A 14458-nucleotide genomic window follows, 5' to 3' on the forward strand; every position below is an offset into this window, starting at 1 on the left:
GAATGGCATTGTTGAATTTTATGAAACCCATGAATCAGCTGGAAGAAGGCGGACGGTCCGCCGCACCCGTCCAGCGCGATGCCGGTGAGCCTGAAAAGAAATGCCCGAACTGCCATAAAGAAATTCCCCTGAGCCGCCTGTGGGCCAATGACCTGGTCTGTGGCTGCGGATATCATTTCCGGATGAAAGCGCGGCAGCGCATCCAGATGATCGCGGACAAGGACAGCTTCCGGGAACTGTTTTCCGGAATGCAGGCGGATAACCCGCTGAACTTTCCGGGATACCGGGAAAAGATTGAGACGGTCCGTGCGGCCAGCGGCGAAAAGGAAGCGGTTGTCTGCGGCACGGCGATGATCGGCAAACAGCGCTGCTGCCTGTTTGTGATGGAATCCTATTTCATGATGGGCAGCATGGGCAGCGCTGTCGGCGAGAAGATTACCTCGCTTTTTGAATACGCGGTTCAGTACCGCCTGCCGGTGGTCGGGTTTACCGTGTCCGGAGGCGCACGGATGCAGGAAGGGCTTTTATCCCTGATGCAGATGGCCAAGACCAGCGCGGCGGTGAAAAGGCACAGCGACGCCGGGCTTCTGTATATAGCCGTGCTGACGGATCCCACAACCGGCGGGGTTACGGCCAGCTTTGCCATGGAGGCGGATATCATTCTGGCGGAGCCCGGCGCAACAGTAGGTTTTGCGGGGGCAAGGGTGATCGAGCAGACCACGAAGAAGGCCCTGCCGGAAGGATTCCAGACGGCGGAGTTTGTGCTGGAACACGGCTTTGTGGACAGCATCGTGCCCCGGTCCGGCCAGAAGAAATACCTGGCCGAAATCCTGCAGATGCATGACGGGAGGGCGGTCTGATGAGTGACGCAGCGTATAAGCGGGTCAGGACTGCCCGGAATAACGACAGGCCGACGGGGTTGGATTATATCAGGCATATTTTCAGGGGATTTATTGAATTCCACGGGGACCGGCGGTATGCGGATGATCCCGCTATTGTCGGCGGAATCGCCTGGCTGGACGGCAGTCCCGTGACGGTGATTGCCATAGAGAAAGGACACACGGCGAAGGAACGCACGGGACGGAACTTCGGCGCGCCGAATCCGGAAGGCTACCGCAAGGCGCTGCGGCTGATGCTGCAGGCGGAAAAGTTCGGCCGGCCGGTGATCTGCCTGATCGATACCTCCGGGGCGTTCTGCGGGATCGGAGCGGAAGAACGGGGCCAGGGACAGGCGATTGCCGAGAACCTGATGGCGATGTCCACCCTTTGTGTGCCCGTTATTTCGATCCTGATCGGCGAAGGCGGCAGCGGCGGCGCCCTGGCACTGGCGGTGGCGGACAGGGTATGGATGCTGCAGAACGCGGTATATTCCGTGATTTCCCCGGAGGGATGCGCAAGCATCCTCTGGAAAGACGCTGCCAAGGCCGAAACCGCGGCGGCCAGCCTGAAACTGACGGCAGAGGACGCAAAGAGCCTGGGCGTGATCGAGCGGATCCTTTCAGAAAAGGAAATCGGAACAAAGGCATTCTATGACCGAATCCGCACCCTGCTGAAGGAAGAACTGGAAGAGCTGTCTGCAGATCCTGACCTGGTGGGGAAAAGGTATGACAGGTTCCGCAAAATCGGTGCCGGTGCGGTGATGAAGGAGTCAGTATGAGCATATACCAGAAATTCTGCCATGAAGTGACCGATGAAAACGGTATGCTGAAGGAGATCAGGCTGGATTATCCGGAGAACTTTAACTTCGGCTATGACGTGGTTGACCGGATCGCGGAAGAAACTCCGGACAAGCGGGCGCTGGTGTGGTGCAACGCTGAAGGGGAGAAACACATCTTCAGTTTTGCGGAAATCCGGCGCTGCAGCAATCAGATGGCCAATGTATTCCGGGATACGGGTATCAGGCAGGGGGACCGGGTGATGCTGATCCTCAAACGCCACTATGAATACTGGTTTGCGGCCATTGCCCTGCACAAGCTGGGGGCAGTGATGATCCCGGTGACCCATATGCTGACGGTCAGCGATCTGGTATACAGGCTCAAGGCGTCTCCTGTAAAAGCTATTGTCTGTACGGCGCAGAACCAGGTACCGGAGAAGGTGCGGGAAGCCCTGAAACAGTCCTCCCTGGACGCACGGCTCTGGTGCGTGCAGGCGGAGACGGAAGGGTTTGAAAACCTGACAGCGGCCATGCAGGCGGTACCGGACACAATGGACCGGGTTCCGACGAAGGCAGACGATCCGATGATCCTGTACTTCACTTCAGGTACAACGGGATATCCGAAAGGAGTGATTCACAGTTACAGTTATCCGCTGGCCCATATTGTGACAGCGAAATACTGGCAGCAGGCGGAGGATAACGGCCTCCACTTTACCGTGGCGGAAACGGGCTGGGCGAAGGCTTCCTGGGGGAAGCTTTACGGCCAGTGGCTTGTGGGCAGCGCCGTGATGGTCTATGACTTTGACAATTTTGAGCCGAAACAGCTGACTCATATCATCAATCAATACGGGGTGACTTCCTTCTGCGCGCCGCCGACTGTGTACCGCTACCTGGTACGGAAGGGAATTCCTGAAATGCCGACGCTGAAGCATGCCTCCACAGCTGGGGAAATGCTGGCACCGGAGGTATTCCGCAGGTTTACAGAGCGCACGGGGCTGGCACTTTGCGAAGGCTATGGGCAGACGGAAACAACCCTGCTGCTGGCCAATTTCAAAGGAACAAATGCCGTGGAAGGCTCCATGGGTGTGCCGTCGCCCTTCTACCACATTGAACTGCGCAACAAGCAGGGCAAACCCGCGGGGGTGAATGAGACGGGAGAGGTCGTGATTGTGCCGGAGAAGCCGGGAAAACAGACCGGCGTATTTACCGCCTACCTGGATAATGAAAAACAGTACCGCCACGTATGGCGAGACGGAGTCTATCACACCGGGGACGCGGCCTGCATGGATGAAAACGGCCGCTACTGGTTCCGGGGACGTTTTGACGATATCATCAAGACCGGCGGCTACCGGGTAGGCCCCTATGAGGTGGAGAATGTACTGCTGGAGCATCCCGCCGTGGCGGAGTGCAGCGTGATCGGCGTACCGGATCCGCTCCGGGGCCAGGCCATCAAGGCGGTGATTGTTCCCGGCAGGGAATATACGCCTACCCGGGAGCTGGAGCATGAAATCAAGGAGTTCTGCAACGGGCGGCTCGCCGAGTATAAGTGGATCCGCCTGATTGAATTCGCGAAGGAAATGCCGAAAACCATCAGCGGGAAAATCCGTAAGGGGCTCCAGCGGAATCAGGCATATACCGGGCAGATTTGAAAAAAAGTCAGTTTTCAAGTATAAATATGTACGATACAGCTTTGCCTTTTTTACAAATCTTATCGGCAGGAATCCCTTTCTGCGAAAGGAGTTGTGATGAACAGATTGAACAATACGGAAGACATACTCAGCCGGCAGATCAGCGGCTTCCATCAGTACCGGCTGAATGAGCCGGTGCATCTGACCTATGTAAGCCGTAATCTCTGTGAGATGGTGGGATACGCAGAGGATGAACTGATGGATGACAGCAGGGATCTGTATGAACCGCTGGTTCATCCGGCGGACCGGGAGAAGTATTCCGGACTGATCCGTGAAGGGACAAAAGGGGAGCTGACCCTGACCGGGGAGTACCGCCTTGTGAAGAAGGACGGCACGGTGATCTGCGTAAGGGATACCTTGACTTCCCGGAGACTGGATGACGGCACGTATGAAGGAAATTCCGTACTGACGGACATCAGCGACCTGAAGAAAGAAAACAGTGATCTGCAGTTCCTGAATGAAACCATTCCCTGCGGATTTATGAAATACACCTGCGAAAAGCAGCCAAGGCTGACCTATATCAACCAGAAAATGATCGATATCCTGCGCTGCCCGGCAGTCCGGGAAGGCGAGCTGGATTATCTTGAAATGTATAAGGGAAATATCTTCCTGATGGTACCGATGGAGGAACAGCGCCGGTTTTCCAAATACCTGAACCGTGTCTATTCGGCGGACGCGCCCATTGCCGGGGAGATGGCCCTGCTCCGCTGCGACGGAACCCGGGCCTATGTCTTCGGCTGGGTCACAAAGACCGTCAATGAGGAAGGAACGGAGGAATTCCAGAGTGTCTGCATGGATATCACCGCCAGGCACCAGATGCGGAAGGACGCCGAAACCAGACGTTATATGAAGGCGCTGACCGACGTCTATGACAAGATTTTTGAATTCAACCTGGATTCCAATACGGTCAGATGCCTGCACTGTGAAGACGGATCCTCCTTCAAAATGTTTGAAAACGTCCCCATGCTGATTGATGAAGCGCTGGACAAGTGGACCCTGGGTGCGGTGGAGGCGGAATCGCGGGAGAAGTTCCGTGGCTTTTTCCGGGATTTCTGCCAGAAAAAGCTGTATGAATCGGATACCAGGCCGCCCCAGATTACCTACAACGCCCGCTCCGGCAACGGGGAGATGAAACAATATACAGGCATCTTTATCAAGGTGGATGATTCGGTCAGCTATTACTGCTGCCGCCGGATCCAGGAGACAGGCAAGGAGCATGTGCTGCAGACGGAAAACGATGAACTGAAGCAGAACATGAAGGACCTGGTCATGCAGTTCTCTGACGGACTGGCCGCTTTTGAGGTTTCGGCGGACGGTCAGGTCAAACCGCTCTATGCCAGCGATAACGTACAGGAGTTCTTTGGATATACGGAAAAAGAATGGGCGATCCTGACCGAAAAGTTCACGCCGCTGGAAAGCTTTGTCGCCTACAGCGAAGCGGCCTATGAGGACTATCTGGAACTGCTCAGGGCCGGTGAGGCGGAATATACCTATTTCGATTACGGCACGGAAACGGAGCGGAAGATCAAGGCTATCTGCTCCCCGAAGGAGTCCGGCGGCAAAACGCCGAGATACGTCATGCTGTATCAGGTGGAGGATACGGAACCGGACGGGAAGAAAACCCTGCCGGAGAACCGCACGGTTTCCATCCGCACCTTCGGTTATTTCGACGTATTTGTGGGAGACAAGCCCATTGCCTTCCGCAACAAGAAATCCAAGGAGCTGCTGGCACTGCTGGTGGACCGCCGGGGAGGCTATATCACCTCGGAGGAAGCAATCGGATTCCTGTGGGAGGATGAACCGGCCAATACGGTGACCATGTCCCGGTACCGCAAGGTGGCCCTTCGCCTGAAGAACACCCTGGAGGAATACGGTATCTCGGATATTGTAGAGTCGGTGGACGGGAAACGCCGGATCGTGATGGAAAAGGTACAGTGCGATCTTTATCAGTACTGCTCAGGCAAAGAGGAATATGCCAACCTGTTCAAGGGAAGCTACCTGACGAATTACAGCTGGGGCGAGACGACCCTCGGCGAACTATCAAACAAACCGGAGTAAGCCAATGAGTAAATATATCCATAAAGTTCATTACTATGAGACAGACAAGATGGGCATCACCCATCATTCCAACTATATCCGCTTTATGGAAGAAGCGAGGATGAACTACCTGTCAGAAACAGGCTTTACCATGTCCCGCCTGGAGGCGGAGGGCATCGCCTCTCCCGTGGTGTCGCTCACCTGTGATTATAAGGTGCCGACGACCTACGATGATGAAATCGAGATTGAGGTGAAGCTGACCCAGTATACCGGGGTGAAGATTTCGCTTTCCTATGTGATGCGGAACGTCCGGACCGGAAATGTGGTGGCGGAAGCAGCGTCTGATCACTGCTTTATCGATACGGCGGGAAGGCCGGTCGCGATTAAGAAGGCGATTCCTGATCTTGATGCTGTGCTGAAAGAGATACTGAACGGATGAAAAAAAGAACCTGCTGCGGCAGGTTCTTTTTGAATTCACAATTCATAATTCATAATTCACAATTAAGATAGTCTGAAGCCTTAAGTCAAAATATCGGTTGGAGACATGTCGGATATTGATTGTTTGACTTTTTTAACTGGCAAAGTATATATAATTATGAATTATGAATTGTGAATTATGAATTAAACAAAGCTGTTTTCAGAAAGGAAAAAACTGCTTTGTAGTCGAACTATTATAAGTTCGATATTTTGTGAGCGGGGAGAAGAGCATGAGACTGAATCCTTTGCTGATGGAAAAGCTGGCAGGGGCGGAGGAATACGCGGCCGGACGGGACCTGGAAGAAATCGGCGCTGTGAAGACAGCGGAAGAGGACAAGGGAATGATCCGTTATACCGTGACGGACCAGGGACTGCATTCCGTGACGTTGACCCGGCGCCTGGTGATTCACTGCGACTGTGATGTTTTCCTGCATAAGGGATGCTGCAGGCACGCGGTGGCTGTGTGGCTTTACGCGGACCGCCGGAAGGTGCCGGAAAGCATGATGAAGAAGCAGGCTCCGGATACAGCGGCCGAGCTTACGGATATGATCCTGCGGGAGATGCCCGCCGAGGCAAATGTCCGGCTGGAAGTGACCCTTGTGCTTCCCCAGAAAGCGGGGCAGGAACTGCGGGTCGGCCTGCGGACCGGTGAGAAGAAGCTCTACGTGATCAAGGATATCCGCGGATTCCTGGCGGCGGCGGATGAGAATGAGGTCCTGCCGCTGGGCATGGACTTTACCTATCAGCCCGAGTGGATGCGGTACACGGATGATGATATGCGGGTGCTGGACATCCTGCGGAAGCTGTGTTCTGTGCAGGAGCCGGGAAGCCGGGCGGCAAATCCGGCAGCCAACCGGCTGATGCGTCTTCCTGATCCGTTTGCGAAAGAAATGCTGGACCTGGACGGAGATACGGTGCTGCGCATCATGGACCAGAGCGGAAAGATTGTCCACTGCAAGCCGCTGCGGGGCGTCCAGGTGCCGGTACACTTTACGGTGAACCTGGGACCGCGGGGACTGCAGGTGAGCGGAAAAATCCCGCCGGATCTGCAACCGGTAACGGCGGACTGTGCCTGGGTAATGACCGGCGGAAGCCTGATCCGGACGGAACGGGAACAGACCCGGCTGATCCGGCTGATCTATGAAAACCAGTATGAGGGCCGCAGCCTCATGGAATACCCGCTGGAGGATACGGAGCGGGTGATCGGCGAGGTGCTGCCATACCTGAAGATCCGCGGCGCGGTGGAAATCGGGGAGGAACTGCGCCAGCGGCTGGTCCGCCTGCCGCTGAAGAGCGAGGTTTACCTGGATAAGGACGGAAAGAGCGTGATCGCTTCCGTCCGGTTCTCCTACGGGGAGATTGCGCTGAATCCCTTCGGCGTGGAAAAGAAGAAGATTACCCTGGATAAGGGAGAACAGCTGCTGCTCCGGGACGCGGAAGGGGAGCACCGGGTACTGGATATCCTGGCCAATGCCGGTTTCCGGGTCGGGCGGGAGAATATCCGCCTGAGCGGAACGGATGCGGTCTTTGATTTTGTCGGTAAGGGCGTCAAGCGACTGCAGGAAGTCAGCGAGGTTTTCCTCAGCCGTGACTTCAAGCGCATTGTACCCCGGCGGCCGATCCTGTCCGGAAGCATCCGGATGAACGGCGACCGGCTGGAGTTGATGCTGACCCGGGACGGCGAACCGGTGGATGAAATCCTGGAACTGATGGAAGCCCTGAGCCGGAAACGGCGGTATTTCCGTCTCCGAACCGGGGAATTCCTGGACCTGAACGACCTGGCCAACTGGCAGGAGACGGCCGCAGGTATCTACGAGGCCGCAGTACGGGACGGCAACGAGCTGAACCGGGATACGATCGTACTCCGGGCATACCGTGCGGGCTACCTGACCAGCATGCTGGAGAACAGCGGCGTCAAAATTGAAATGGACGAGCAGGTGAAAGCCCTGTCCGAGACGCTGGCGAATGGCAGCGGGGAAACCGAGGCGCCGGAGATGGCTTCGGGCCTGAGCCTGAGGGATTACCAGAAGCGCGGCTATGAATGGATGGCCGGGCTGGATAAGATGCACATGGGCGGTATCCTGGCGGATGAGATGGGCCTGGGCAAAACCGCCCAGATTATCGCGCTGATGCTGGCGGCCCGGGAACCCGGACGGACCAGCCTGGTGGTGGCGCCGACCTCCCTGACCTATAACTGGCTGAGCGAGTTCCGGAAGTTCGCGCCGGATCTGAGCGTGACGGTGCTGAGCGGAAACGGAACGCAGCGGGCAGGCTTGATCCGGCATATTACCCAGAACAGCGATATGGACGTGGTGATCACCAGCTATCCGCTGATCCGGAGGGATATTACCCTGCTGAAGGACTATCCATTCCGCTTTGTGATCCTGGACGAGGCGCAGAACATCAAAAACGCCGGCAGCGTGGCGGCACAGGCAGTGAAACAGCTGCAGGCGGATACCCGTTTTGCCCTGACCGGTACGCCGATGGAAAACGGGGTCGGCGAGCTGTGGAGCATCTTTGACTTTGTGCTGCCCGGTTATCTGCCGGGATACAATACCTTCCTCCGGAAGTACCAGGACGGCGAGAACGCCGAAGACCTGCTTCGGCGGATCCAGCCTTTCCTCATCCGCCGCCTGAAACAGGACGTGCTGGAGGAACTGCCGGACAAGACGGAAACCACCCTGACGGCTCGGATGACGCAGGAACAGGAGAAGATTTACCGGGCAGCCCTGGAACGCCTGCGGCCCCAGATCAACAAACTGCTGGAGGAGAAGGGTGCAGGGCGGGGACGCATCGAGGTGCTGAGTGCTATTACAGAGCTTCGGGAAATCTGCTGCCATCCCTCGCTTGTGATGTCCGATTACCGGGGCGGAAGCGGCAAGGAAGAAATGCTGCTGGAGCTGATGCCGGAGATGATCCGCAATGGCAGGCGCATCCTGCTCTTCAGCCAGTTTACCAGCATGCTGAAGCTGCTGCGGACCCGGCTGGAAGAAAGCGGATTCTCCACCCTTTACCTGGACGGCGATACACCGGCCGGTGAACGGCTGACCATGGTGGATCGATTCAATGAAGGAGAAGGACAGATCTTCCTGATCAGCCTGAAGGCAGGCGGCTCCGGTCTGAACCTGACCGGCGCGGACATGGTCATCCTGTATGATCCCTGGTGGAATCCCGCCGCGGAAGAGCAGGCAACGGACCGGGCACACCGGATCGGCCAGGAAAAGAAGGTTACCGTGATCCGGATGGTGACCGGCGAAACCATTGAAGAGCAGGTGGTGGAACTGGGAGCCCGGAAGAAAGCACTGTTTGAACGGCTGATCACGCCGGGAGAGACGGTGCTGAGCGGAATGAGCGAACAGGAAATCAGGGCGCTGTTTGAGTAAGTGGTTTGCTCAAACGGGACAATGAAATATTTGCGGAAGGCCGGACAGGCCTTCCGCAAATATGAAATATTGAGTCTGCGACTCAATGTGAAATATCCTTCGGATATGAAATATTCGCCTGACGGCGAATGTGATATTTACTTATATTCTGTTTTTCTGGCGGAAGAAAAAGTCCGGTGTATTCGTTTGTTAACCGGGAGCATAATGGGTCCTGTTGGGGGAAAGTATATCTCATTATGCATTATGCATTATGAATTATGAATTGATCTGCAAACTTCCCACGTCAAAGACGTGCAGGAGTTTGCAGAGAACTGCTCTTTGTGGTATAATTTATAAGATTTGTGATTGTCCGGAAGGAGGGGAAATCCATGGATAAGAATCCGAATACCGAGGGACGCCGTGCGGTTTCCCGTGCCACTAAACTGCGCCGCAGGAAGATCCGGATGAACTTTATTCTCCTGGCCGGTTTTGCTGCGCTGATTGCGATCGTGATCCTGGTTACACCGAAGGAGCCGACCCGTCGCGCGACCTATTCCATCGGAACGGAATCCGGTCTGGTCGGGGACAACACTGGCGAGGTCATCGGTGCGTACGATGGACTGGTGATCAGTGAGATCATGTCCTCCAACAATACCGCTGTGACGGACGAAAACGGCAAATATGCCGACTGGATTGAGATCTGGAACAGTACGGATCATATTATCAACCTGGAAGGCCTGGGCCTGAGCGATCGGGGAGACCGGATCAAATTCCTGTTCCCCAATATCAGCCTGGAAGCTGACGGCCGGGTGGTGGTGTTCTGCGACAACACCAACAAGGCTAATGTCAATCAGGCACTCCACGCCAAATTCAAGCTTTCCAGCGCCATCGAGACGGTATATCTGTACGATCAGAACGCTTACCTGATTGACAGCTGCAAATATCCGATCATGACCAGCGATGAAAGCTATGCGCTGACGGTGAACGGATTTGAAGTGGTTTCCTGGTTCAGCCCCGGTTATGAAAACACCGAGGAAGGCAACCGGATGTACCGGGAGAGCATCTCCGTATCCGACGGCTCCATTGTCATCAACGAGGTGATGGCGGATCCGATCACCGGCCTGCGGGATGATGACGACGAGCTGTGCGACTGGGTCGAACTTTATAACACTACAAACCGTGAGATTTCCCTGGCGGGCCTGGGACTGAGCGACAATGAGGGTAAGCCGCTGAAATGGCGCTTCCCGGATAACGCGACAATCCCGGCCAACGGATACTATATTGTGCTCTGCACCGGCAAGGACCGGATGGACCGTGTGAAGAACGCACCCCATACCAATTTCAAGATCAGCGCGGAACGGGAGACCATTGTCCTGGCGGACAGCCAGGGACATGTGCTGGACCGCATCATGATTGATAACCTGCCGCTGGACTGCAGCTGGGGCCGGAATGAATACGGACAGATGCAGGTGTTCCAGACGCCGACACCGTCCCTGCCGAACAACCGGAGCGGTGAGATCCAGATGGATATCAACCTCCGGGCAATGAACAAAACAGGGGTCTATATCAGCGAAGTGATGGCCAGTAATGACTCCGTGCAGGTGTATCCCAACAGCGCCGCGGGCGACTGGGTGGAGATCTATAACTCCGGCAGGGAGACAGTGGACCTGTCAGGCTGGGGATTAAGCGACCGGCTGGATCACGGAAGAAAGTGGCAGTTTCCGACCGGGACTTCCATCAGCCCGGGAGAATACAAGGTGGTCATGTGCGACAGCGCGAATGATAAAAACACCAATCAGGAGCCGCATGCCGCCTTCAAGGTCGGAAAGCTGAAAATGGAAACCATAACCCTGACAGATCCGACAGGCAGAGTGCTGGACAAGGTAAATCTTCCGGAAATGAGAACGGATGTATCCTACGGCCGCACCCCCGGAATGGCAGGGCTTTTTTATTATGACACGCCAACGCCTTTGCAGCAGAACGGAAACGGATTTACCGGCTATGCCGAAAAGCCTTCCTTTACTGTGGAACCGGGGCAGTATTATTCCGCCATTTACGTGGAAATCAATATTCCGGAAGGCACCCAGGTTTTCTATACGAAGGACTGTACGACGCCGACCCAGAACTCCATCCCTTATCACGCGGGCGAACGGCTGGAGGTCAACAATATTTCCGTGCTGCGGGCCAGGGCTTACGCTACCGGCGACAAACGCCCCAGCGACGTGATCACCGGAACATACCTGGTTAACAAGTTCCACACCCTGCCCATTGCCTGCATTGTGACAGAGCCGAGTAACCTGGATGATCCGGAAAACGGTATGCTGACCATCGGGGAAAACATCAACAAGGAAAAACTCCCGTTCAAGAACTCTGTTTACCGTAAGGTGAAAATCTCCGGACAGAATTTCGAATGCTACCTGGAGATATACGACGACGCCGGAAACAAGCTGATCAGCCAGGGTGCTGCCTTCTCCACGATGGGTGACTTCTCCCTGGATATGCCGCAGAAGAGCTTCAAGTTCCGGGCCAAGAGCCTGTACGGGAAAAAGACTTTCGCGGCCAAACTGTTCCCGGATCGCGAGTTTACGGAATACAAGGGACTTGTCCTGCGTAACAGCGGTAACGACAGTATGTTTACCCGCCTGCAGGACGGCTTCCAGAGCCGGCTGATGGATTACTGTGGTTCCACGGTGGCACACCAGGCCTGGAAACCCTATATTGTTTATCTGAACGGTCATTACTGGGGCAATATGAACCTGCGGGAACGGACGGACCGGTTCATGCTGGCACAGCATGAAGGCCTGCCGCTGGACATGGCGGACAAAATTACCCTGCTGCAGGGCAGCGGATCCAGGAAGTATGGTTCCAACAAGGAATACAAGGCGATGGTCAAGAAGATCAAGGCCGGTAATCCCGCGAAGAACGACGAGGATCTGCAGTACATCCTGGACAATGTGGACGTGGACAACCTGTTCGAATACCTGGGATTCGAAATGTTCTTCGGCAACAGTGATATCGGTAACACCCGGTTCTATCGTTTCGATATGGACGGAAGCAAGTGGAAATGGGTGCTGTACGACGTAGACTACGGTCTGTACGATTCTGGATTCAACAGCCCTTGGAGCTATACCAAGGCCAAGGGTATGGGCCAGAAGGGAATTGACAATACCATTTTCCTGAAGCTGCTGAGTGTTCCGGAGTACAAGGACAAGTACCTGACGATTTACGGAAAAATTTTCCAGACACTGACCACTGAAGTGATGGAAATGAAGCTGGATGAGCTGGTAGCGCTGATTGAGCCCGAGATGAAAATGCACTGGGATTTCTGGGGCCCGCAGAATGATAAGGCTGTTATCTTTGACGCACCGACCACTGCTGAAGGCGCTTACCGATACTGGGAGTCCCGTGTAAACCGTTTGCGGAACGTAATCCGGAAGCGACCCACAAGACTGTGGGAGTTCACACAGGAAGCGTTCAACCTGACGGATGACCAGATGAATCATTATTTCGGACCGAAACCGGAAATGCCGGCCAATGCAATCTGATTCGAAGCTATAATCCATTTCAAGGAGGGAATCCCCAATGTTTATCTCAACTGCCTATGCCGCGGGAGTCAAATCAATCCTGAAGAATGATGCCAGCCTGAGCGATTATTTTCTCAGCCAGTTTGAGAATCTGACGCCCTGGAAGATCATCATCGGACTGGTGATGGGCTGCATCGTCGGCCTGATCATTGCTTTCGTGTATAAACGCTGCTACCGCGGCGTGCTGTACAGCCCGACCTTCGCCATGACGCTGATGATGCTGACGCTGATTACCACGCCTGTGGTTATGTGTATCAAGAGCGATATCGCCCTGAGCATGGGTATGGTGGGCGCCCTCAGTATTGTGCGTTTCCGTACGGCAGTGAAGGATCCCATGGATACGGCCTACATGTTCTGGTCGCTGACAATGGGTATATTGCTGGGAGCGGAACTGTATGTACACGCCCTGGCGGTTGTGCTGGGCATCAGTGTGATCCTGATGGCCATGACATTCATCCGCTTCCGCAATCCGAACTCCTATCTGCTGGTGGTTCACTATGACGACTATGCCGAGCAGGAGATCACCCAGCTGCTGCGCCGGACTGTCCGTCAGCGGAAGCTGCGCAGCAAGACTGTGACCCGCTCCGGTGCGGAAATGACTGTGGAAGTCCGCCTGGACAGCAAGCAGGACCTGGTCAGCGCTGTGCTGAACATCGAAGGTGTGCATGACGCAACCCTGGTGGCTTGCCAGGTGGAAGCAGGCACCTGACCTGAAAGGTCAGTGCCTGACAATTTATAATTCATAATTCACAATTCATAATTATGGATTGCCTGAAGCAGATCACGAAGAATGAATGCGATTCTAATTCATTTTTCATCAATTATGATCTGAAAACAGATACAATATGAACCAGCTCGCAAGGGAAAGGTATAGTATCTCAATTATGAATTATGAATTGTGAATTATGAATTAATAAACATGGAGAGGAGGGATTCGCGGTGTCTATGAATACACTTCCGCTTCGGCACGAGCTGAAGTACTTTATCAATGAGCGGCAGTATTTTGTGCTGTCCGGCATTCTGGACGGGATTCTGAACCGCGATCCCAACGGAGACGAATATAACGAATATCATATCCGCTCCCTGTATTTTGACACGGTGTTCAATAACGCGTTTGTCGATAAGGTGAGCGGCGTACAGAACCGTGACAAATACCGGATCCGGATTTATAACTTCAGCGATAAGGTGATCAAGCTGGAATGCAAGACCAAGGTCGGCAGCCTGATCTCCAAGCGCAGCATTTCCATTCCGAAGCTCCTGTGTGAGCAGCTGATGGCCGGAGACCCGACCGGACTGGAAACCACGCGCAGCGGCCTGCTGAACGACGTGTTCCGGGAAATGACCGTGAACCTGCTGCGGCCGGTGGTGCTGGTGGACTACGTCCGGGAAGCTTATCTCCATCCTGCGGAAGAGGTACGGATCACCTTTGACAAGCAGCTGCGGACAGGACTCTGGAGCAAGGATCTTTTCAATCCCTATGTACCGACAGTTCCTCCCTTTGATGAGAACCTGATGATCCTGGAAGTCAAGTATAACAAAAGCCTGCCTTCCTATATCCGAGATATCCTGAATACTTATTGCCAGGGTGCCTTGCCGAGCGCGATCAGTAAATATACCTGGTGCCGCCGGTTTGAGTTCCCCGGGGAGGAATAAGCT

At 54.8% G+C, this 14458-nt stretch carries 9 protein-coding genes; all 9 read left to right on the forward strand.

What is annotated here, in order from left to right; all coding sequences use genetic code 11:
• Nucleotides 1-2: 2 nt before the first annotated feature.
• The 9 genes from accD (at nucleotide 3) to JRC49_14470 (ending at nucleotide 14455) form a co-directional block, all read left to right on the forward strand.
• Nucleotides 3-860 (forward strand): acetyl-CoA carboxylase, carboxyltransferase subunit beta, encoded by an 858-nt coding sequence (accD, locus tag JRC49_14430; GenBank protein QTE70961.1) that lies wholly within the window; start codon nucleotides 3-5, stop codon nucleotides 858-860.
• Complete coding sequence (locus tag JRC49_14435; protein QTE70962.1) at nucleotides 860-1657, forward strand: acetyl-CoA carboxylase carboxyltransferase subunit alpha; 798 nt, start codon at nucleotides 860-862, stop codon at nucleotides 1655-1657. Before accD ends, JRC49_14435 begins: the two co-directional genes overlap by 1 nt.
• Nucleotides 1654-3303 (forward strand): AMP-binding protein, encoded by a 1650-nt coding sequence (locus JRC49_14440; protein ID QTE70963.1) that lies wholly within the window; start codon nucleotides 1654-1656, stop codon nucleotides 3301-3303. Before JRC49_14435 ends, JRC49_14440 begins: the two co-directional genes overlap by 4 nt.
• A gap of 96 nt (nucleotides 3304-3399) precedes the next feature.
• Nucleotides 3400-5400 (forward strand): PAS domain-containing protein, encoded by a 2001-nt coding sequence (locus JRC49_14445; protein QTE70964.1) that lies wholly within the window; start codon nucleotides 3400-3402, stop codon nucleotides 5398-5400.
• A 4-nt stretch (nucleotides 5401-5404) separates the two neighbouring features.
• Nucleotides 5405-5818, forward strand: a complete 414-nt coding sequence (locus JRC49_14450) for a YbgC/FadM family acyl-CoA thioesterase (GenBank protein ID QTE70965.1) — start codon at nucleotides 5405-5407, stop codon at nucleotides 5816-5818.
• Nucleotides 5819-6086: 268 nt separating this feature from the next.
• Entirely contained in the window at nucleotides 6087-9239 is a 3153-nt protein-coding gene (locus JRC49_14455; protein QTE70966.1) for a DEAD/DEAH box helicase, read from the forward strand.
• A gap of 368 nt (nucleotides 9240-9607) precedes the next feature.
• Nucleotides 9608-12763: a lamin tail domain-containing protein gene (locus tag JRC49_14460; GenBank protein QTE70967.1), complete on the forward strand. Its 3156-nt coding sequence runs from the start codon at nucleotides 9608-9610 to the stop codon at nucleotides 12761-12763.
• A gap of 37 nt (nucleotides 12764-12800) precedes the next feature.
• Nucleotides 12801-13511 (forward strand): DUF4956 domain-containing protein, encoded by a 711-nt coding sequence (locus tag JRC49_14465; GenBank protein QTE70968.1) that lies wholly within the window; start codon nucleotides 12801-12803, stop codon nucleotides 13509-13511.
• Between the two features lie 230 nt (nucleotides 13512-13741).
• The gene (locus tag JRC49_14470) at nucleotides 13742-14455 is read left to right on the forward strand and encodes a polyphosphate polymerase domain-containing protein (GenBank protein QTE70969.1); all 714 of its coding nucleotides are present in this window, start codon (nucleotides 13742-13744) and stop codon (nucleotides 14453-14455) included.
• The last annotated feature ends 3 nt before the right edge of the window (nucleotides 14456-14458 follow it).

Source organism: Clostridiales bacterium FE2011 (genome assembly GCA_017569305.1).
In the GTDB taxonomy this organism is placed as follows: domain Bacteria; phylum Bacillota; class Clostridia; order Christensenellales; family Aristaeellaceae; genus Aristaeella.

Bases quoted from the DNA above. Each gene is read 5' to 3' on its own strand.
- JRC49_14450 (QTE70965.1), top strand. From the start codon at position 5,405: ATGAGTAAATATATCCATAAAGTTCATTACTATGAGACAGACAAGATG.
- accD (QTE70961.1), top strand. From the start codon at position 3: ATGGCATTGTTGAATTTTATGAAACCCATGAATCAGCTGGAAGAAGGC.
- JRC49_14465 (QTE70968.1), top strand. From the start codon at position 12,801: ATGTTTATCTCAACTGCCTATGCCGCGGGAGTCAAATCAATCCTGAAG.
- JRC49_14460 (QTE70967.1), top strand. From the start codon at position 9,608: ATGGATAAGAATCCGAATACCGAGGGACGCCGTGCGGTTTCCCGTGCC.
- JRC49_14435 (QTE70962.1), top strand. From the start codon at position 860: ATGAGTGACGCAGCGTATAAGCGGGTCAGGACTGCCCGGAATAACGAC.
- JRC49_14455 (QTE70966.1), top strand. From the start codon at position 6,087: ATGAGACTGAATCCTTTGCTGATGGAAAAGCTGGCAGGGGCGGAGGAA.
- JRC49_14440 (QTE70963.1), top strand. From the start codon at position 1,654: ATGAGCATATACCAGAAATTCTGCCATGAAGTGACCGATGAAAACGGT.
- JRC49_14445 (QTE70964.1), top strand. From the start codon at position 3,400: ATGAACAGATTGAACAATACGGAAGACATACTCAGCCGGCAGATCAGC.